The organism is Streptomyces sp. 378 (assembly GCF_030124145.1).
Lineage (GTDB): Bacteria > Actinomycetota > Actinomycetes > Streptomycetales > Streptomycetaceae > Streptomyces.
In genome coordinates this window covers 325562-347152 of the sequence record NZ_JASKMS010000002.1, presented here as the reverse complement: position 1 = coordinate 347152, position 21591 = coordinate 325562, and the positions used below count along the sequence as shown (strand labels likewise).

Below are 21591 nucleotides of genomic sequence, written 5' to 3'. Positions count from 1 at the left end.
TCAGGGCTGGTTGGTGAGGTAGCCGCCCATGGAGGTGAAGTACTCGGCGGCGGGCAGCTCCCGGCCGTCCTCGGTGCGGACGCGGGTGATGGCCAGGCCGCGGTTGCGTCCGGTGCGCGCGTCGGCGCCGGCGACGATCACCACGCCGTCGCCCTCGCGGTAGAAGACGCGGCCGGGCGTGCCGCCGTACCGGCCCTCGGACACGAACGACGCCAGGACGTCGAGCCGCTTGCCCCGGTGGAAGGTGTAGGCGCTGGGGTACGGCTCGGACTGGGCGCGCACCAGGCGCTCCAGGTCCTCGGCCGGCCAGTTCCAGTCGATGCGGCTGTCCTCGTCGGCCCGCTTGTGGAAGAAGGAGGCCTGGGTGCGGTCCTGCCGGGTGAACTCGGTCTGTCCGGAGGCGATCAGGCCGAGCGCGCCGATGGTGACGGGGGCGATGAGGTCGACGGTCTTGTGAAAGAGGTCGGTGGCGGTGTCCGTGGGGCCGACGGGCACGGCCTCCTGCCGGACGATGTCGCCGGCGTCGAGCTCGTCGTTCATCATGTGCGCGGTGACGCCCACTTCGGACTCGCCGTTGATGAGGGCCCAGATCAGCGGGGAGAACCCGGCGTACTTCGGCAGCAGCGAGTCGTGCACGTTCAGGGTGCCGTGGCGCGGCAGACCGAAGATGCGCGGCGGGATCCACGTACGCCAGTTGTTGGCCACGATGATGTCCGGGTCGGCCGCCTTGAGGCGCTCGAACAGCTCCTCGTCGTCGGGCCGGTTGCGGATCAGGACCGGGACGCCGTGTTCCTCGGCGAGGTCGGCGACGGAGTCGCTCCAGATCTTCTCGTAGGCGTGCTCGCTCTTGGGGTGGGTGACGACCAGCACCACGTCGTGCTCGGACTCCAGGAGGGCTTGCAGGGTGCGGTGCCCCCAGGTCTGGTAACCGAACATGACGACCCGCATGGGGTTCCTCCTCAGAGCAAGGTGTTGGCCGAAGCAAGTAAAGCAAGGCTTACCTTAGTGTGCAACGGGGCCGCCGGGCGGCCCAGTTGGGCTGGGGGCTGTTCGGGGGGAGTCCGTTTTGCCCAGTCGACACCTTCTCGGGTTTAGCTTAGGCTCACCTAAGTTCCTTGGTGTGCCGCTCCGTTGGCATGCCCGTCTTTCGTTCCCTCCACACCTGACACGCGGCTGCCCCGCACGATGGGAGTGACATGTCGCAGGTTCTTCCTGGTGACACACCACCGATCCACGACCTGATCGGTATCGGCTTCGGGCCGTCCAATGTGGCCATGGCGATCGCGCTCCGCGAGCACAACACCCGCGTCGGCAGGCAGGGGGCGGTCTCCGCTCACTTCTTCGAGCAGCAGCCCCGCTTCGGCTGGCACCGCGGCATGCTCATCGACGACGCCACCATGCAGGTCTCCTTCCTCAAGGACCTGGTGACGCTGCGGAACCCGGCCAGCGAGTACAGCTTCCTCTGCTACCTGCAGAGCAAGGGCCGGCTGATCGACTTCATCAACCACAAGAACCTGTTCCCGCTGCGCGTGGAGTTCCACGACTACTTCGAGTGGGCGGCGGCCCAGGTCGACGACTTGGTCTCCTACGGCCACGAGGTCGTCGGTGTCGCTCCCGTGACACGGTGCGGAGTCGTGGACCACCTGGAGGTGACCGTCCGGTCGGGCGGCGGCCTCGAAGTCCACCGGGCCCGCAACCTCGTCGTCGGCACCGGCCTGCGCCCCCTGATGCCCGAGGGCGTCGAGCGCGGCGAACGCGTCTGGCACAACTCCGAACTGCTCGCCCGGGTGGACGAGTTGGAGGGAACCTTTCCCTCCCGCTTCGTCGTCGTGGGGGCCGGACAGAGCGCCGCCGAGAACGTGGCCTACCTGCACCGCCGTTTCCCGGGTGCCGAGGTCTGCGCGGTCTTCTCCCGCTACGGCTACAGCCCCGCCGACGACAGCGGCTTCGCCAACCGGATCTTCGACCCGCAGGCGGTCGACGAGTACTTCGCCGCGCCCGAGGATGTCAAGCGCCGGCTGATGGACTACCACGGCAACACCAACTACTCCGTGGTGGACATCGATCTGATCGACGACCTCTACCGGCAGTCGTACCAGGAGAAGGTCCTCGGCACCGAGCGCCTGCGGTTCCTCAACGTCTCCCGGCTCACCGGCGTCAAGGAGACCCAGTCCGGCGTCCAGGTCACGGTGACGTCCCTCGTCACCGGCGAGGACACCGACCTGGAAGCGGACGTCGTGGTCCTGGCCACCGGCTACAGCCCGGCCGACCCCACCAGCCTGCTCGGCGAGGTCGCGGACAGCTGCCTGCGCGACGCCCAGGGCCGCGTCCGTGTCGAGCGGGACTGGCGCATCGCGACCGACCCCGCCCTGCGCTGCGGCATCTACCTGCAGGGCGGCACGGAGCACACACACGGCATCACCTCGTCGCTGCTCTCCAACACCGCCATCAGGGTGGGCGAGATTCTCGACTCGCTCCTCGGCCGCGGGGCCGGACCCGCCGCGGACCAGCAGCGGACCCTCGCCGACGACACGGGCAGCACGGCCCGCTAGATGGGCTGACCCGTGAGGTCGGGGGACGCGGCCGGCGGGATTTCGCGGCCCCCCTCCAGGGAGGCACGTCCGGTCAACTCGCCGACAGCGCAAGGGATAACGTACGTCGTCATGGGCACGACTGTCGCAGTGGAGCGCCCCGCGTCCAGGGGCACGACGCAGATCCGTCGGCGACGGGTCGTGGGTCTGGGCACCCTCCTGGGCGTCCTCGTGATCGCCGTGGTCCTGTCGCTGGCCGTCGGCGCCCGCGCCTTGAGCCCCGCCGAGGTGTGGCACGCCCTGGCCGGAACCCCGGACGCCGACAGGCGGCTCACGGAGATCAGGCTCATCGTGGAGACCGTACGGGTGCCCCGTACGGTCCTCGGGATCGTCGCGGGCACGGCCCTCGGTGTCGGCGGGGCGCTCATCCAGGGGTTCACGCGCAATCCGATCGCCGACACGGGCCTGCTGGGCGTGAACTCCGGTGCCTCGTTCGCGGTCGTGGTGGCGATCGCCGTGTTCGGGCTCGGCAACCCGTTCCAGTACGTCTGGTTCGCCTTCGCCGGGGCGGCCGTCGCCGGGGTCGTGGTGTTCGGTCTCGCGAGCATCGGACGGGGAGCCGGCAACCCGCTGACCCTCGCCCTGGCCGGCCAGGGCGTCACGGTGTTCCTCGCGGCGATGACCACCGCCGTCGCACTGTCGGACCAAGCGGCGCTGAACGCCCTGCGGTTCTGGAACGCGGGATCCCTCGCCGGTGTCGGATTCGACGTCATCTGGCCGGTGACGTCGTTCATCGGCGTCGGGCTGCTGCTGGCCCTGATCACGCTGCCCTCCCTCAATTTGCTCAACCTGGGCGACGACGTGGCCCGCGGGCTGGGCGTGAACATCGCGCTGAGCCGGACCGTCGGCATCACCGCCATCACACTGCTGGCGGGCGCGGCGACGGCCGCGTGCGGGCCCGTCGCCTTCCTCGGGCTCATGGTGGCCCACGTCGCCCGGTACCTGACCGGGCCGGACTACCGCTGGCTCGTGCCGTACGCCGGTCTGCTCGGAGCTGTGGTGCTGCTGTCGTGCGACATCGTCGGCCGACTGGTGGTCCGGCCGGGCGAGTTGGACGCGGGCGTCCTCGTGGCGCTCCTCGGCGCCCCCTTCTTCGCGGTTCTCGTGTGGCGCGGAAAGTTCAGGAAAGCATGAACGTGACCGATGTGAAGCCGTCGCTGCCGCCGGGTGTGCGGTTCGGCCGCGTGTCGTTCGTCTGGCGGCCCTGGGTCGTGGGCGTCACGCTGCTGCTGGCCGCGGCGACCTTCCTGGTGTTCTGCGTGTCCATCGGCGTGGGGGACTTCCCGATCGGCCTCCCGCAGGTGATCGCCACGATCCTCGGCCGGGGCGAACAGGTCGACGCGTTCGTCATCATGGACCTGCGGATGCCGCGCGCCCTGGCCGGGCTCGTCGTGGGCGTCGCGCTCGGGGTGTCCGGCGCGATCACGCAGTCCGTCGCGCGCAATCCGCTGGCCAGCCCGGACGTTCTCGGGATCACCTCGGGGGCCGGCACGGTCGCGGTCTGCCTGGTGACGGTCTCGGGCGGGACCACTGCCGCGATCACGGGCTCCGTGGGCCTGCCGGCGGCGGCGCTCGCGGGCGGACTCGGCACGGGCCTGCTGGTGTACTTCCTGGCGTGGCGGCGCGGGATCGACGGCTTCCGGCTCATCCTCATCGGCATCTCGGTGAGCGCCGTGATGCAGGCGATCACGACCTGGCTGCTGGTCACGGCCGACATCAGGGACGTGGCCCGGGCCCAGGCCTGGCTGGTCGGCTCGCTGGAGGACCGTTCGTGGAGCGAGGTCTGGGCGGCCCTGTGGTGCGGGCTCGTCCTGCTGGCCGTCGTGTCCTGTGTGGCGTTCCAGTTCCGTCCCATGCACTTCGGTGACGAGGTCGCCGCCGGTCTGGGCGTCCGGTACACGCGGGTGCGGGCCGTCCTGCTGCTGTGCGCGGTGCTGCTGGCCGGAGTGGCGGTGAGCGCGGCGGGACCGGTCCCCTTCGTCGCGCTGGTCGCGCCGCAGGTGGCGATGCGTCTGGCGCGCTGTCCCACCCCCCCGATGGCGGCTTCGGGCCTGGTGGGCGCGCTGCTGCTGATCGGCTCGGACCTCGTCGCGCGTACGGCGTTGCCGGTCTCGCTCCCGGTCGGCGTGGTCACCGCCGCGATCGGCGGGCCCTTCCTCGTCTATCTGCTGGTGCGGGCGAACCTCCGGTAGATGTACAAGAGTCAGGTGAACCTAATCAAGGGGGGACCCGTGGTCGCACAGTCCGTCACCGAGGCCGCGGTCGGCGGCACGCCGCGGCTGGCAGCCCGAGGCGTCACGGTCGGCTACGGCGGCCGGGTCGTCATCGACGAGCTCGACGTGGCGATACCGCCCGGTGTGATCACGACGATCATCGGCCCCAACGGATGCGGGAAGTCCACCCTGTTGCGCACCCTGTCCCGGCTGCTGAAGCCGGCCAGGGGCACGGTCGTCCTGGACGGGGAGGACATCGCCAGGCTCAGGACCCGGGACGTGGCGAAGAAGCTCGGCCTGCTCCCGCAGGCGCCGGTCGCGCCGGAGGGGCTGACCGTGGCCGACCTGGTGGCCCGGGGCCGTCACCCGCACCAGAGCTGGCTGCGGCAGTGGTCCTCCGACGACGCCGACGTGGTGGCGGGCGCCCTGGCCATGACCGGGGTGTCCGATCTGGCCGACCGCCCGGTCGACGCGCTGTCCGGCGGGCAGCGCCAGCGGGTCTGGATCTCCATGACGCTGGCTCAGGGCACGGACCTGCTCCTGCTGGACGAGCCGACCACCTATCTGGACCTGGCCCACGCGGTCGACGTCCTCGATCTGGTGGACGACCTGCACGAGTCGGGCCGCACCGTCGTCATGGTGCTGCACGACCTCAACCTGGCCGTCCGCTACAGCGACAACCTCGTGGTGATGCGGGAGGGCTCGATCCTGGCGCAGGGGCACCCCCGGGACGTCGTCACCGCCGAACTGCTCCACGAGGCCTTCGGGTTGCGTGCTCAGGTGATCGAGGACCCGGTCGGCGACCGGCCGCTCATCGTGCCGATCGGGCGGACCCACGTGCAGCCGGAACACAGCCCGACACCGAGCCCGTGAGTAAGGCTAGGCTAACCTCAGTCTCTCGCGATAAGGTTTGCCTGCCCTTAGGCGAGGGTGCAGCGAACTAGCGCGAAAGCAAGGGGATTTGGATGCTCCTCCATCGAACGACGCCCGGGAAGCCATGGCGGCGGCTGGCGGCGATCCTGTCCGCGGCCACCCTCGGCGTCGGTCTCCTCGCGGGATGCGGTTCCGGCTCGGCGGACTCGGCGGACGGCAAGAGCGAGGGCACCCGGGCGGCGGCCGCCGGTGCGTTCCCGGTCACCGTGGAGCACGCCTTCGGCAACACGACGGTCGAGAAGGCGCCCCAGCGGGTCGTCTCCGTCGGCTACACCGACGACCAGACCATCCTGGCCTTCGGCATCAAGCCCGTCGGCATGGTCGACCAGTACCCCAACCCGCCGGGCAAGAGCCCCGACATCAACACCCAGTGGCCCTGGGTGAAGGACAAGTGGGGCGACACCCAGCCCGAGGTCGTCATGAAGAACGGCGACTCGGGCCCCAACTACGAGAAGATCGCGGCCCTCAGGCCCGACCTGATCGTCGCGGTCTACTCCGAGATCGACCAGGCCGCCTACGACAAGCTCTCGAAGATCGCCCCGACCGTCGCCCGCACCAAGGGCGAGAAGGAGCCCTTCAGCGCTCCCTGGCAGGACAACGCACTGCACATCGCCAAGGCCCTCGGCAAGGCCGACGAGGGGCAGAGGATGGTCGACGACATCCAGGGGCAGCTCGACACGGCCAAGAAGGCGCACCCCGAGCTCGGCAAGGAGACCGCCGTCGCACTGTCCTGGTACAAGGACTCGGTGGCGCCCTTCACCTCCACCGACGTGCGCGGCCGGCTCGTCACGGGCATCGGCTACAAGTACCGGACCGAGATCGACAAGGTCGCGGACGGCAGCTTCTACACCACGCTCTCGCCCGAGCGCATCGACCTCGTCGACGTCGACCGCATCTTCGTCATCAACGACAAGGCCGACACCGAGGCCCTCAAGAAGTTCAAGCTCTTCGCCAACCTCGACGCCGTGAAGAAGGGCAACGTGTCCTACCTGCTCGACAGCGAGGGGCCGGCGGTCGGCGCGGCCATCTCCCAGGGCACCCTGCTGTCCATGCCGTACGCGATCGACGAGCTCGTCAAGTCGGTCGAGTAGGGAAGTGAGCACCACCGACACGCGCGTCGCCCCGGCGACCCTGCGCACGACGACCGGACGCGAGGCCACCCGATGGGTCGCGGAGCACTGCCGCACCATGCCGGGGCTGACGGTCGCGACCGTGCTCACCACGGTCGCGGGAGCCGCGCTCCAGGTGCTCCCGGTGCTCCTGCTCGGCCGGGTGGTCGACGGGGTCGTCGCGGGCGAGGACCGCTCGGTCCTGGTCACCATCGGGGTGCTGATCGGTGCCGCCGCGCTGCTCGGCGCGGCGGCCACCGCCGTGTCGACCTACCTGATCGGACGGCTCGGCGCGGATCTGCTCGCGCGGCTGCGCGAAGGCGCCGTCCGGGCGGTGCTCGGCATGCCGAGCGCACGGATCGAGCAGGTCGGCCGGGGGGACGTGCTCTCCCGGGTCGGTGACGACGTGGCCGTCATCTCCAAGGGCATCCGCACGGCCGTCCCGACGGTGTTCTCGGCGGGCGTCCTGGTCGTCATCGCCACCCTCGGGATGTTCGGACTGGACTGGCGGCTCGGTCTGGCCGGAGCCGGCGCGCTGCCCGCGTACGCGCTGGCGCTGCGCTGGTACCTGCCCCGCTCCGCCCCGCTCTACCGCAAGCAGCGCGTGGCCCAGGCCGACCGGGCTCAGGCGTTCATCAGTGGCCTGAACGGCATCGACACGGTCCGGGCGTACCGGCTGGAGAGTGCCTTCCGCGAGAAGGTCACCACCGAGTCGTGGCGGGTGCGCGATCTCGGGATCGAGGTGTTCCGGTTCTTCGGCCGGTTCGTGGGCCGGGAGAACCGCGCCGAGTTCATCGGACTGGTCCTGATCCTCGTGGTGGGATACGCCCTGCTGGAGGCCGACGCGGCCACCCTGGGCGAGGTGTCGGCGGCCCCGCTGCTGTTCCACCGGCTGTTCACCCCGCTGGGCGCCATCATGTTCACCTTCGACGAGGCGCAGAAGTCCGGCGCGAGCCTGACCCGCCTGGTCGGGGTGCTGGGGGAGCCCGCCGAGGAGCGGCTGGTCGGCGACGAGTCCGTCGCGGTGGCGCGAGCCGGGGCGTACCCGGTGACCGTCGAAGGGCTGACGTTCCGCTACCCCGGTTCCGAGGAGCCGGTGCTCCGGGACGTCAACCTCCGGATCGCGGCGGGGAGTTCCCTCGCCCTGGTGGGGGCGACGGGCGCGGGCAAGACGACCCTGGCCGCGCTGATCGCCGGCATCGGCACCCCGGAGGCCGGGTCGGTGCGCATCGGGTCGACCGACCTCGCCGATCTGGACGAGGCCGGGGCACGGGCCCTGGTGAGCATCCTGACGCAGGAGACGCACGTGTTCTCCGGGCCGCTCGCCGACGACCTGCGGCTGTCGGCGCCGCGGGCGACCGACGTCGAACTGACGGACGCGCTGCGCACCGTCGGCGCCGAGGGCTGGGTCCGCGCACTGCCCGAGGGGCTCGACACCCCGGTCGGCGAGGGCGGTGAGCGCCTGGACGTCACCAAGGTCGCGCAGATCGCCTTGGCGCGGCTGGTGCTGGGCCGGGCGCCGGTGGTGGTGCTCGACGAGTCGACCGCCGAGGCCGGCAGCGAGGGCGCCGCCGAACTGGAGCGGGCCGTGCAGGCCGCCTGTGCGGGCCGCACGACGCTGTTCGTGGCACACCGGCTGACCCAGGCGATGGCCGCCGACCGGATCGCCGTGCTGGACGCGGGCCGGGTCGTGGAGCAGGGCACACACGAGGAACTGGTGGCTCTGGGTGGCCGGTACGCACGACTGTGGCGGGCCTGGCGAGAGGGTAGTTAGGCAACCCTTATTTAGGTTAGCCTAACTCCACATTCTGGAAGGGACGCTGAGTCTTCGATGATGGAACCGCGCGCTCGTCTCACACTGCCTTCTCCCACACGTCTGGCCGATGTGCGCCGGCGGATCGGCGACTACCCGGACAGGACCATCGCCGAAGCCTGCGCCATCGGACTGTCGTACTGGGCGACGGGCGAGAGCCCCGAGGGGATCGACCTCACCCCCGGCACGCTCTTCGCCGACGTCCTCGGCTGGGTCGACAACGGCGGGACCGCCCCCGGAGGTTGGGACATCGCCCCGGACGGTCGCACCCTCGGTGTCCCCGACCGCGTCCGGCCGCAGGACGCGCAGCTCGCGCTGGACGACCTGGCCGACTTCCCGGACCGGCCCCTCGGCACCATCGGCCCGTCCAGCATCGCGGCCAGGCTCCGGACGCTGGGCGAGTGGAACGACAACCGGGCCGACCGGGTCCGCCCCACCATCGTGGAGATGTTCCGGGAGCAGGCCGGTGCCCGGCCGGACGCCGTGGCCGTCGTCGACGAGCACCGGACCCTGACCTACCGTGAAGCGGCCGAATACTCCAGCCAGTTGGCTCACCACCTGCTCGCCCGCGGACTCGGCTCCGAACAGGTCGTGGGCATCTCCCTGACCCGCTCCGCCGACATGGTCGTCGCCCTGCTCGCCGTGCTCCAGGCCGGCTGCGCCTTCGTACCGCTCGATCCGCAGTGGCCCGCCGCACGCCGGGCCGTCGTCATCGAGGACGCCCGGGTCGTCGTCCAGCTCAACACCTCGGGCGACCACGACCCGGCCGAACCGGACGCCGTGGCCGTCGACCTGGGCCACTGGCGGTACGGCTCGTACCCGGCGCGCGGGCCGGCGGTCACCGTCCTCGGCGACGCGCTGGCCTACGTCATCTTCACGTCCGGTTCGACCGGGCGGCCCAAGGGCGCGATGATCCGGCACGAGGCGATCAGCGAGCGCCTGCTGTGGCAGGTGAACGAGATCCTCGGCTTCGGCCACGACGACGCCTCCCTGTTCAAGGCGCCGCTGTCCTTCGACATCTCCATCAACGAGATCTTCCTGCCCCTGGTCTCCGGCGGCCGGCTCGTCGTCCTGCGGCCCGGGGGCGAACGCGACCCCCACCACCTGCTGAGCGTCATCGCCGAACAACGCGTCACCTTCACCTACCTGGTGTCGTCCATGCTGGACGTCCTGCTGGAGATGGCGGGCGACTCCGGCCGCCTGGACAGCCTGCGGCACGTCTGGTGCGGCGGCGAGGTGCTCACCCCCGAGCTGTACGAGCGGTTCCGGACCCGACTCGACATCCCCATGTACCACGGCTACGGCCCCGCCGAGACGACCATCGGCGTCTCGCACGTCATCTACCGGGGCGCCGCGGAACGCCTGTCGACCTCCATCGGCAAAGCCAACCCCAACACCCAGCTCTACGTCCTGGACGACGAACTGCGCCCCGTCCCGGTCGGCGTCGGGGGAGAACTCTACGTCGGCGGCTTCCTCCTGGGCCGCGGCTACGTGGGCGCGCCCGGCCTGACCGCCTCCCGCTTCGTCGCGAACCCCTTCGCGAACGACGGCTCCCGCCTCTACCGCACCGGCGACCTGGCGCGGTTCGCCCCCGACGGTTCGCTCGACTTCCTCGGCCGCGCCGACAACCAGATCAAGATCCGCGGGATGCGGCTGGAGATCGAGGACGTCGAGATCGGTCTCGCCGAACACCCGCGCGTACGGCACACCTGCGTCGTCGCGAAGCAGAACGCCGTCGGCGGCACCTATCTGATCGGCTACGTCATACCGGCCGCCGGCGGCGAGGACCTGCGGGCGGACGAGGTCAAGGCATGGGCCGCCGCGCACATGGTCGAGTACATGGTGCCCACCCACATCGTGGTGATGGAGGAGTTCCCCCTCACCGCGAACGGCAAGCTCGACCGCAACGCGCTGCCCGAGCCCACGATCGAGACCGGCTCCCTCGTGCGCCCCACCACCGACGACGAACGCGCGGCGTGCGCCACGGTCGCGGAGGTGCTGCGCCTCGAAGAGGTCGGGGTCGACCAGGACTTCTTCCAGCTCGGCGGCGACAGCATCCTGGCCATCTCCCTGCTCGGCGCGCTGCGCGAGCGGGGCCTGCACGTCACGGCCCGGCAGATCTTCGCCCACGGCACCGTGGGCGCGCTGGCCGCGGTCGCGAGCCGCGAGGACGTCTCCACCGTCGACCACGCCGATGTCGCGACCGGCACCGTCGTCGGCTCGCCCATCGTGCAGTGGCTCGGCGAGACCACGGACGCCATCGACGGCTTCGTCCAGTCGGTCGTCCTGAACACCCCCGCGGAACTGACCGCCGACGCCCTCGACGCGATCCTCACCGCGCTCGTCACCCGGCACGACATGCTCCGCGCCCGGCTGGTGCGCGGCAGCCGCTGGAGCTTCGACATCCCCGAAGCGGACCGTGCCGAGCCCTGTTGGCAGCAGAGCGACCGGCCGCTCGACGAGTGCATCGCCCTCGCCACCGAGGGACTGGACCCCGAGGGCGGCGCGATGCTCCGGGTCGTCTGGCGCCCCCGGGCCCGCCACCTCGTCCTCGTGGCCCACCACGTGGTCGTCGACGGCGTCTCCTGGCGCGTCCTGACGGAGGACCTGGCCACCGCCTGGCGGCAGTTCACCTCCGGCGAGCCCATCGACCCTCCCGCGGCGGGCACGTCCTTCCGGCGCTGGACCCAACTGCTGGAACGCGCCGCGTTCGACGCCGACAGCTCCTGCTACCGGCGCCCCCTGCCCGGCGACGACCGGCCGCTGGCCCACCGCGCCCTGTCCGAGACGGACACCGTCGCGAACGAACGCCTGCGGACCGTCTCGACCGGCCCGGAGGTCACGGCCGCCCTGCTGAACGAGATCCCCGCGAAGTTCCACGCCGGCGTCAACGACGTCCTGCTCACCGCGCTCGCCGTCGCCCTCGCCCGTCGGCGCCGCGACCTCGGCCAGGACCAGACCTTCGCCCACATCGAGCTCGAAGGCCACGGCCGCGAAGGGCAGTTCGTGGCGGGCTCCGCCGGCTTCGAACCCGACCTGTCGCGCACCGTGGGCTGGTTCACCACCCTCTTCCCGGTGACCGTGGACCCCGGCACGGCAGCCGACTTCACCACTCCCGCCTATCTGACCGCCGCCCTCAAGGCGGTCAAGGAGGACCTCGCCCGGGTACCGGACAACGGCGTTTCCTACGGCGCCCTGCGCTACCTCACCCACAGCGAGTTCGACGCCCCCGCACCCCAGGTGCTCTTCAACTACCTGGGCCGCTTCGCCGCCGGTGCCCCCGGCGACTGGCAACTCGCGGGCACCACCGGCCAACTGGGCGAGAAGCGCGATCCGAGGATGCGCCTGCCGCGCGCCCTGGAGTTCAACGCGATCGCCGAACCCTCCGCGAACGGCGGGTACGAACTGGTCACCACCATCTCCTGGCCCGACGGCATGTTCACCGACGCCGACATCACGACCCTCGGCGACTACTTCCGCACGGCCCTGGCCGGACTCGCCGCGCTCGACCGGGGCGGCCACTCGCCCAGCGACTTCCCCCTGGTCCCGCTCACCCAGGCCGACGTCGACACCCTGGACGGCCCGCGGCTGCGGGACATCCTGCCGCTGACCCCGCTGCAGGAAGGCCTCTACTTCCACTCGGTCTTCGACGACGACTCCGCCGGCGCCTACGTCGAGCAGCAACTCCTCACCCTGGAGGGCGAGGTGGACGCCGGCCGGCTCGCGGCGGCGGCCACCCGGCTGCTCACCCTCTTCCCGAACCTGGCCGCCCGCTTCACGGCCCTGGCCGACGGCCGGGTGGTCTCCGTCCTGGACAACGGCGCCGAAGCACCCTTCGCCACGCTGGACCGCCCCGGCATCACCGACGAGGAGATACGCGACCTCGCCGAACAGGACCGCCGCACCGGCTTCGACCTGGCCACCGGCCCGTTGATGCGCTACACCCTCGTCCGCGCCGGCTCCGGCCGGAACGTCCTGGTGCAGACCGTGCACCACATCATCGCCGACGGCTGGTCCGTGCCTCCCATGCTCCGCGCGCTGCTCGCCGAGTACCACGCGCCGGGCACCGTCCACCCGCTCGGCGGCTTCGCCGACTACGTGCGCTGGCTCGCCGGACGCGACGCCGACGAGAGCGACCGCGTCTGGCGCGAGGAACTCGCCGGACTGCCCGGCCCCTCACTGGTCGCCGAGGGACACACCCCCTCCGACCGGTTCGCCGACACCGCCGTGGAACCCGAGGGCGACATCGACGCCGCCGTCCGCGAGGCCGGCGTGCCGCTGAGCGTGGCCGTGCACAGCGCCTGGGCCGTCACCCTGGGCGGCATCCTCCAGGGCCGGGACGTCGTGTTCGGCTCCACGGTCTCCGGCCGCGACGCCGAGGTCCCCGGCATCGAGGACATGGTCGGCCTGTTCATCAACACCGTTCCCGTACGTGCCCGTTGGGCGCCGGGCAGCACCGCGGGCGACCTCCTCGCCGCGGTGCGGGACCACCAGGGCGCGGTCCTCCCGCACCAGCACGTCTCCCTGGCGCGCATCGCCCGGCGGGCCGGCACCGGCTCCCTCTTCGACACGCTCGTGGTGTTCGACGTGGCCACCGACACGACGTCGCTCCGGCGACCCGGCGACACCCTGGCCATCACGGACATCGTCAACGAGGGCGCCCCGCACTACCCGCTGACCCTGGTCGTCGAGCGCGCACCCGACGGCCGCCCCCGCTTCAACCTCATCTACGACGCCGAACTGCTGGGAGAGCCGACCGCCCGGACCGTCCTGCGCACCTTCACCCGCACCCTGACCGGTCTGCTCACCCACCCGGACACCCCGGTCGACGACCTGACGCCCGGGAGCGCACGGCGACCGGCACCCGTCACCCCGACCACCCTGGGCGGACTCTTCGACGCCGCAGCCCGCCGCGACCCCGCGGCCACCGCCGTCACCCAGTGCGCCCTCGACGGCGCCACTCGCTCCCTGACCTACGGCGAACTGTCCGCCGCCAAGAACGACCTCGCCTCGACGCTGCGCGCGGCCGGAGTGGGCCCGGGCAAGCGGGTCGCCGTGGCCGTCCCGCGCTCCCTGGAACAGGTCGTCGCCCTGGTCGCGATCGTGAGCGCGGGCGGCGCCTACGTCCCGCTGGACCTGGCGTACCCGGACGAACGGCTGGAGTACATCCTCACCGACGCGGCCCCTCAGGCAGTCCTCGTGGACCGCGACCAGCACGACCGCTTCACGCGGCTGCTGGACCGGGCGGGAGTGCCGGCGCGCGTCCTGGTGCAGGGCGAGGAGCCCTCGTCCGCTTCCGCGCTACCCGTTCCCGAGCCCGACTGGCACACCCCTGCCTATGTGATCTATACATCCGGGTCGACCGGCCGCCCCAAGGGCGTCGTCGTCCCGCACTCCAGCGTGGTGACCCTGCTCGCCCACACCCGGCCCGCCATGGACTTCGGCCCGCAGGACGTCTGGGTCCAGTTCCACTCCTTCTCCTTCGACTTCGCGGTCTGGGAGCTGTGGGGCGCGCTGGCGTACGGCGGTGAGCTGCTGGTGCCCGAGTACCGGCTGACGCGCTCCCCGGTCGACTTCCACCGGCTGGTCCGCGAACGCGGCGTGACGGTGCTCAACCAGACGCCGTCGGCCTTCTACCAGTTCATCGAGGCCGACCGGCTGGCCGGCGAGCCGCTGCCCGCACTGCGCCGGATCGTCTTCGGCGGCGAGGCACTGGACCCGGGGCGGCTGCGCGGCTGGGTCGAGCGGCACGGCACGGCAGTCCCCGAGCTGGTCAACATGTACGGCATCACCGAGACCACCGTCCACGTCACCCACCGGGTCCTGACCGACGCCGACTTCGGCCCCGGCGACGACGTGAGCCCCATCGGCGGCCCGATCCCCGGCCTGGTCACCCACCTCCTCGACGACCGGCTCCGCCCGGTGCCGCCGGGCCGGGTCGGCGCCATCTACGTCGCCGGCGACCAGGTCTCGCTCGGCTACCTGGGCAGGCCGGGCCTCACAGCGGGCCGCTTCGTGGCGAACCCCTTCGCGGCCGACGGCTCCCGCATGTACCACACGGGCGACCTCGCGATCCGCACCCTCGACGGCGAACTCCAGTTCACCGGCCGCGCCGACGACCAGGTGCAACTGAAGGGCTTCCGCATCGAGTTGGGCGAGGTGGAGTCCGCGATCCGCGGACTCGCGGGTGTGGTCGACGTGGCCGTCACGGTGGCGGACACCGGGGACCATCTGGTGGCGCATGTGGTGGGTGGAGTGCCGGCTGATTTCGAAAGCCAGTTGTCGAAGAAGCTCCCCGTTCACATGATCCCGGGCAGGATTCTCACGACCGATGCCCTACCGCTGACGGTGAACGGCAAGTTGGATCGAAAGGCGCTGGTGGAGCGTGCCCTCAGGGGCGCGGGGCTGTATCGATGTGCGGCTCCGCCGCGGGGCGCGACAAGCCACAACGCGTCCGCAGACGAAACCACCGCGGTAGCCGCACTCACCAAGATCTTCATCGAGACGCTGCCCGGCGTTGCCGTGGACGCCGACACCGACTTCTTCCACGCCGGAGGCGACAGCATCATCGCGATCGCGGTCGTGAACCGGGCCAGGACACTGGGCCTGCCCGTCACCCCGAGGGACGTCTTCCTGCTCAAGACGCCCCGCGCACTGGCGGAACACCTGGGTACAAACGCACCCCGCCCCACACCGGCGGCAGCCCACCGCGAAGACGGCCCGCTGCCCCCCACCCCGATCATCCTGCGCCAGCGCGAACTCGGCGGCTCCCTGACCCGCTTCGCCCAGGCCAGGACCCTCCGGGCCCCCGAAGGCACCGGGTACGCCGACGCCGTACGCGCCGCCCACGCCGTCGTCGTCGCGCACCCCGCCCTCCGACTGCGGCTCCGGACGGAACACGGCGTGTGGACCCTGCGCACCGACCCCGCCCGCGAGGTCACCGTCACACGCCCGGACACCACCGACGCGACAGCCGTCGCGAACGAGGCCGCAGGACGGCTCGGCCCCGAGTCCGGTGAGGTGGTCGCCTTCGCGTGGCTGGAGTCGAGCCGGACCCTCGTCGTCACCGTGCACCACCTCGCCGTCGACGCGGTCTCCTGGCTGATCCTGCTGGACGACCTGGCCGCGGCCCTGCGCGGCGAGCCCCTGCCCCCACCGACCACGTCCTACGCCGAGTACGCCGAAGCCCTGACACTCCAGTCGGCCCGGACCGTCGACGACGTCGGCCGTTGGATCACCACACTCCGGGCGCCCGACCTGCTGCCCGCCCCCGGCGGACTGCGCCGGACCACCGTCGTCCTCGACCCCGACGTGAGCGACCGGCTCACCCGCACCGCACCCGCCACGCTCGGTGTCGGCCTCACCGAGCTGCTGTGCGGCGCCCTGCGCACCGCACTGACCCGGATCCAGCCGTCGCCCACCGACCTCGCGGTCGACCTGGAGCGGCACGGCCGCGTCCCGGTCCTCGAACAGCACGACTACACCCGTACCGTCGGCTGGTTCACCTCCGTCGCACCCGTGCGGCTGGCCCCGCACACCGACCCCGTCGCCGCCGCGCGCGAGGTCGTCGAGCGCCAGCCGGACGAGGCCGGGCACGTCGCCTACGGCCGGCTCAGGTACCTCAATCCGCAGACGGCCCCGCTGCTGACGGCCCGCCCGCAGGTGCTGTTCAACTACCTCGGCCGGGGCAGCGAGTCCCAGGCGCTGCACCTCGCCGCGGGCGACCAGGGCAGCCCGTACGCCGTCGAGGTCAACGCGTGGACCGACGAGGCCACCGGCAGCCTGCTCGCCGAGTTCGTCCTCGCCGAGGGCATCCCCGACAAGATCACCGAACACTGGCGCAGCGCGCTCCGGCAGCTCGCGGACGCGGCGACCACGGCCGAGCGCACCGCCCCCGTCACCCCGCTCCAGCGGGGCCTGTTCTTCCAGGCCCAGATGGGGGGCTCCGCCGGACACTACGTCGCACAGAACTGGTTCACCTTCGACCGGCGCCTCGACACCGGCGCGCTGGCCGAGGCGATGGCGCACGTGATCGCGCGTCACCCGGTCGTCGGCGCGGGCTTCGCCACCGACGACGCCGGAAACCCGGTGCAGGTCCTCAAGGCCGGGCGACGGGCCGACGTCCGCACCATCGCCCTGTCCTCGGACACCGAGATCGACGCCCTGCGCGCCCGGGACCGGGACACCGGGTTCGACCCGGGCGAGCCGCCGCTGATCCGGCTGACCGTCGTGCACCTGCCCGGCGACCGGGACGGCCTGCTGCTCAGCTACCACCTGCTGCTGTGGGACGGCTGGTCCCGCGAGATCGTCCTGCGGGACCTGTTCGACGCCTACCGTGCCGTCCTCGCGGGCGAGCCGCTCGACCCGGCGCCGGTCACGCCGGGCTTCGAGGAGTACGCCCGCACGCTCGCCGCCAAGGACCCGGCGGAGTCGGAGCGTTTCTGGGCGGAGAAGCTGGCCGCGCTCCCCGGCCCGACCCTGCTCGCCGGACCGTCCCCGTCCTTCTCGGACGACCTGCCGAGCGCGCTCACACACACGCTGTCCGCCGAACAGTCGGACCTGGTTCGGGAAGCGGCGCGGGTGCACGGCGTCACCCTCAACTCGGTGCTGACCGGCGCGTTCGGACTGCTGCTGGGTGCGTACACGGGCCGCGCTGACGCCGTGTTCGGCGTGACCGTGTCCGGCCGCGAGGGCGAGGGGCTGTCCGGCATCGTCGGCGTGCTGCTCAACACCGTGCCGATGTGGACCCGGCCCCGCCCGGACGACACGGTCGGCGCCTACCTGTCGGCCGTCCAGTCGGCCCGGGTCGAGGCGATGGAGCACGAGCACCTCGGGCTCGGCGAGATCCAGCGGGCCGGCGGACACGACACCCTGTTCGACAACCTGTTCGTGCTCCAGAACTTCCTGGACATGGACGCGTTCGCCGAGATGAACGCCCGGCACGGCATCACCTCGGTGAAGGCCGACGACTCCACCCACTATCCCTTCACCTGGGTCGTCACGCCCGGCGACCGGCTCACGGTGAAGCTGGAGTACCGCGACGGCGACACCGGGAACGCCCGCCGTCTCCTCGACGACTACCTGAGCGTCCTGGAGGACCTCGCCCGGGCCACCGGGCCGGTCGGCGCGCTGCGGGGTCTCGGACCGGTGCCCGAGCCGGGCGCACGCACCGACATCGGCACGGACACCGTCGTCGACCGGTTCGACCGGGCGGCGGACCGCGACCCGGGGCGGGTCGCGCTCGTCGCCCACGGATCGACGATGACCTTCGGTGAACTCCGGGACCGCAGCCGGGCTCTGGCGGGCGTGCTCGCCGCGCGCGGCATCGGGCCCGAGACGGCGGTGGGCCTCGCCGTCCCGCGCTCCCTCGACTGGATCGTGGCCCTGTTCGCCGTCCTGCGGGTCGGCGCCGGGTACGTGCCGCTGGAGCTGGATCACCCGGACGAGCGGATCGCCGCCATCGTCGAGGACGCCCGGCCGGACCTGATCCTCACCGTGAGCGCCGTGTCATCCCGGCTGACCGGCGAGCTGATCGAACTCGACCGCCCGCTCCCGGCCGCGGAGCCGTACGTGACGTTCGCACCGGACGATCCCGACCGGCTGCGGCACCCGGCGTACACGATCTACACGTCCGGTTCGACCGGCAGGCCCAAGGGCGTGGTGACCGAGTACGCCGGGCTCACCAACATGCTGATCAACCACCAGCGCCGCATCTTCGAACCGGTGCTGGCCGAGCACGGCCACCGGGTCTTCCGGATCGCCCACACCGTGTCGTTCGCGTTCGACATGTCGTGGGAGGAGCTGCTGTGGCTCGCCGACGGCCACGAAGTGCACGTCTGCGACGAGGAGTTGCGCCGGGACGCGCCCCGGCTGGTCGCGTACTGCCTGGAGCACGGGATCGACGTCGTCAACGTGACCCCGACCTACGCACAGCAACTGGTGGCCGAGGGCCTGCTCGACAACCCCGATCGGCGGCCGGCGCTGGTGCTGCTGGGCGGTGAGGCCGTCACGCCGACGCTGTGGCAGCGGCTCGCCGAGACCGAGGGCACGGCCGGCTACAACCTGTACGGGCCCACCGAATACACCATCAACACCCTCGGCGTCGGCACCTTCGAGTGCGCGGACCCGGTGGTGGGCGTCGCCATCGACAACACGGACGTGTACGTCCTGGACCCGTGGCTGCGGCCGCTGCCGGACGGCGTACCCGGCGAGCTGTACGTGTCGGGCGTCGGCATCGCGCGCGGCTACCTCGGACAGCCCGCCCAGACCGCACACCGCTTCGTCGCCTGCCCGTTCGGCGACCCCGGCGAGCGCATGTACCGCACCGGCGACCTGGTGGTCCGCCGGCCCGACGGCAACCTCACGTACCTCGGCCGCACCGACCAGCAGGTCAAGATCCGCGGCCACCGGGTCGAACTCGGCGAGGTCGAGGCCCTGTTCGCGGCCCACCCGGCGGTGCGGTTCGCCGCCGCGGTCGCCCAGCCCGACCCGCAGGTGGACGGCGCGTACCGGCTCGCCGCCTACCTGGTGCTGGAGGGCGCGGAGCTCGCGACCGTGGCCGCCGACGTGGGTGCCGGGCTGCCGGACTTCCTGCGCCCCACGCACTACGCGCAGGTCGACGGTATCCCGCTGACGGTGAACGGGAAGGCTGACACCAAGGCGCTGCCCGAGGCCAAGCCGCTGGGCGCGCTGACCACGGCGGGGGAGCGGGGGCCGGAGACCGAGACCGAGACCGTGGTGTGCGAGTACTTCGCCGAGGCACTGGACCTGGACGACGACGAGGTGAGCGCGGTGAGCGACTTCGTGTCCCTGGGAGGACACTCCATGCTGGCGGTTCGGCTCGTCGGGCTGCTCCGCCGCGAGTACGGTCCCGTGATCACGATCCGCGATCTGTTCACCCTGCGAACCCCGGAAGCGATTGCCCGCCACCTCGATGACAACTGACACGCAGCGGCCCCGCCAAGGGGCCGCCATCCTCCGCACCGCCCTGCGCCGCAACATCGGCGCCATGGCCTGGGGCACCCTCCTCATGGGCCTCTACCAGGCCGGTGAGACGGCCTTCCCCATCGCGCTCGGCCTGATCGTCGAGCACGCGATGCGCGACGGCCGCAGCCTTGAGGCGCTCGCCCTGTCGATCGGCGCGCTGGCCGTGATCATCACGACGGTGTCGCTGTCGTGGCGGTTCGGCATGCGGATCCTGCAGAAGGCCAACACGACCGAGGCGCACCGCTGGCGGGTGAAGGTCGCCGCCTGCGGCCTGCTACCCGTGGCCCGGGACGTCGACCTCAAGTCCGGCGAGGTGCTGACCATCGCCACCGAGGACGCCGACCAGACCGCCGACATCATCGAAGTGGTGCCGCTGTTGATCAGCTCGCTCGTCGCGGTGCTGGTCGCGGCGGTCGCGCTGGGCCTGGCCGACGTCCGGCTCGGCCTGCTGGTGATCGTGGGGACCGTCGCCATCCTGTCGACCCTCAGCGTGATGTCCAAGCGGATCGGCAGCAGCATCCAGGAGCAGCAGGCCCGGGTGGCGCGGGCGGGTGCGAAGGTCGCCGACCTGATCACCGGCCTGCGCCCGCTGCACGGCTTCGGCGGCAACCAGGCCGCGTTCCGGTCCTACCGGAAGGTCAGCACCGAGGCGAGACACCAGGCGATCACCGTCGCCAAGGTGAACGGCGCCTACGCGGGCACCGCGCTCGCCCTCAACGCGGTCCTCGCCGGTGCCGTGACCCTGACGGCGGGCTGGCTCGCCTTCGAAGGCCGGATCACCATCGGCGAACTCGTCATGGCGGTCGGCCTGGCGCAGTTCATCATGGAACCGCTCAAGCTGTTCTCGGAGATGCCCAAGTACGTGATGATCGCGCGTGCCTCGGCCGAGCGGATGGCGCTGGTGCTGTCGGCCCCGCCGGTCATGACCCCGGGCTCCGGACTCCCGTCCCCGGGCGGCGACCTGGAGATCGACCGTGTCCGCCACGGCACCCTGACCGACCTGAAGTTCCAGGTGAAGGCGGGGGAGTTCGTCGCCATCGCCCCCTACCAGCCACGGGCGGCGGCCGACCTCGCAGCCGTCCTGGCCGTGCGCGTCCCGCCCGCCGCGTACGAGGGAACGGTGCGGCTCGGCGGCCAGGAGCTGGCGGACCTCTCCGTCGAGGCGGTCCGTGAGCACCTGCTGGTCAACCCGTACGACGGGGAGATCTTCGCGGGCACCCTCCGCACGAACATCGACCCCGCGGGCACCAGCCGCACGGTCCCCGCCGCCGTCGAGGCCTCCCTGCTCACCGACGTCGTGGCCCTGCACCGCGAAGGCCTCGACTACGCCGTCCGCGACCGGGGCGCCAACCTCTCCGGAGGCCAGCGTCAACGCCTCTCCCTGGCCCGCGCCCTGGCCGCCGACACCGACGTCCTCGTCCTGCACGACCCGACGACGGCGGTGGACGCGGTCACCGAGCAGCTCATCGCCCGCAACGTGGCGAAACTGCGCCGGGGCCGCACGACGATCGTGATCACCAGCAGCCCCGCGTTCCTGGACGCGGCGGACCGGGTCCTGGTCCTGGACGACGGCACGATCACAGCGGACGACACCCACCGCAACCTGCTGTCCAAGGACGAGACGTACGGCCAGGCGGTCGCCCGGTGAGCTGCAAGGGGGCTGGGGGACATGCCCTCAGGGGCGCGGGGCTGAGCCGATGCGCGGCTCCGCCGCGTGGGCGTGACCGGCCCCCACCGGCCGGGTCATGGCCCCGACGCAGAGGGGGAAAGCTGTCGTCCGGTGAGCTGCAAGGGGGCTCGGGGGACATGCCCTCAGGGGCGCGGGGCTGAGCCGATGCGCGGCTCCGCCGCGTGGGCGTGACCGGCCCCCACCGGCCGGGTCATGGCCCCGACGCAGAGGGGGAAAGCTGTCGCACGGTGAACTGCCCAGGGGCTCGGGGGACATG

At 71.7% G+C, this 21591-nt stretch carries 9 protein-coding genes; 8 read left to right on the top strand and 1 reads right to left on the bottom strand.

Annotated features, from left to right (window positions below):
- Window positions 1–948, bottom strand: a complete 948-nt coding sequence (locus QNO09_RS04370; protein ID WP_283968689.1) for a methionyl-tRNA formyltransferase — start codon at window positions 946–948, stop codon at window positions 1–3.
- A gap of 248 nt (window positions 949–1196) precedes the next feature.
- Between QNO09_RS04370 and QNO09_RS04365 the strand changes: the two genes are divergently transcribed.
- The 8 genes from QNO09_RS04365 (at window position 1197) to QNO09_RS04330 (ending at window position 21293) form a co-directional block, all read left to right on the top strand.
- Window positions 1197–2552: a lysine N(6)-hydroxylase/L-ornithine N(5)-oxygenase family protein gene (locus QNO09_RS04365; protein WP_283968688.1), complete on the top strand. Its 1356-nt coding sequence runs from the start codon at window positions 1197–1199 to the stop codon at window positions 2550–2552.
- Between the two features lie 111 nt (window positions 2553–2663).
- On the top strand, window positions 2664–3725 hold the full coding sequence (locus QNO09_RS04360) for a FecCD family ABC transporter permease (protein ID WP_283968687.1): 1062 nt from the start codon (window positions 2664–2666) through the stop codon (window positions 3723–3725).
- Window positions 3722–4783, top strand: a complete 1062-nt coding sequence (locus QNO09_RS04355) for a FecCD family ABC transporter permease (RefSeq protein WP_283968686.1) — start codon at window positions 3722–3724, stop codon at window positions 4781–4783. Before QNO09_RS04360 ends, QNO09_RS04355 begins: the two co-directional genes overlap by 4 nt.
- Before the next feature lie 39 nt (window positions 4784–4822).
- On the top strand, window positions 4823–5677 hold the full coding sequence (locus tag QNO09_RS04350; RefSeq protein WP_283968685.1) for an ABC transporter ATP-binding protein: 855 nt from the start codon (window positions 4823–4825) through the stop codon (window positions 5675–5677).
- Between the two features lie 92 nt (window positions 5678–5769).
- Window positions 5770–6828, top strand: a complete 1059-nt coding sequence (locus QNO09_RS04345; RefSeq protein WP_283968684.1) for an iron-siderophore ABC transporter substrate-binding protein — start codon at window positions 5770–5772, stop codon at window positions 6826–6828.
- 4 nt (window positions 6829–6832) lie between these two features.
- A complete protein-coding gene (locus QNO09_RS04340) occupies window positions 6833–8620 on the top strand; it encodes an ABC transporter ATP-binding protein (RefSeq protein WP_283968683.1) in 1788 nt (595 codons plus the stop codon).
- 57 nt (window positions 8621–8677) lie between these two features.
- Window positions 8678–19603 (top strand): non-ribosomal peptide synthetase, encoded by a 10926-nt coding sequence (locus tag QNO09_RS04335; protein ID WP_283968682.1) that lies wholly within the window; start codon window positions 8678–8680, stop codon window positions 19601–19603.
- Window positions 19593–21293: an ABC transporter ATP-binding protein gene (locus QNO09_RS04330; RefSeq protein ID WP_283968681.1), complete on the top strand. Its 1701-nt coding sequence runs from the start codon at window positions 19593–19595 to the stop codon at window positions 21291–21293. The genes QNO09_RS04335 and QNO09_RS04330 overlap by 11 nt, the downstream gene beginning before the upstream one ends.
- Window positions 21294–21591 lie beyond the last annotated feature (298 nt).

Bases quoted from the DNA above. Each gene is read 5' to 3' on its own strand.
- QNO09_RS04370 (WP_283968689.1), bottom strand. From the start codon at position 948: ATGCGGGTCGTCATGTTCGGTTACCAGACCTGGGGGCACCGCACCCTG.
- QNO09_RS04365 (WP_283968688.1), top strand. From the start codon at position 1,197: ATGTCGCAGGTTCTTCCTGGTGACACACCACCGATCCACGACCTGATC.
- QNO09_RS04360 (WP_283968687.1), top strand. From the start codon at position 2,664: ATGGGCACGACTGTCGCAGTGGAGCGCCCCGCGTCCAGGGGCACGACG.
- QNO09_RS04355 (WP_283968686.1), top strand. From the start codon at position 3,722: ATGAACGTGACCGATGTGAAGCCGTCGCTGCCGCCGGGTGTGCGGTTC.
- QNO09_RS04345 (WP_283968684.1), top strand. From the start codon at position 5,770: ATGCTCCTCCATCGAACGACGCCCGGGAAGCCATGGCGGCGGCTGGCG.
- QNO09_RS04335 (WP_283968682.1), top strand. From the start codon at position 8,678: ATGATGGAACCGCGCGCTCGTCTCACACTGCCTTCTCCCACACGTCTG.
- QNO09_RS04330 (WP_283968681.1), top strand. From the start codon at position 19,593: ATGACAACTGACACGCAGCGGCCCCGCCAAGGGGCCGCCATCCTCCGC.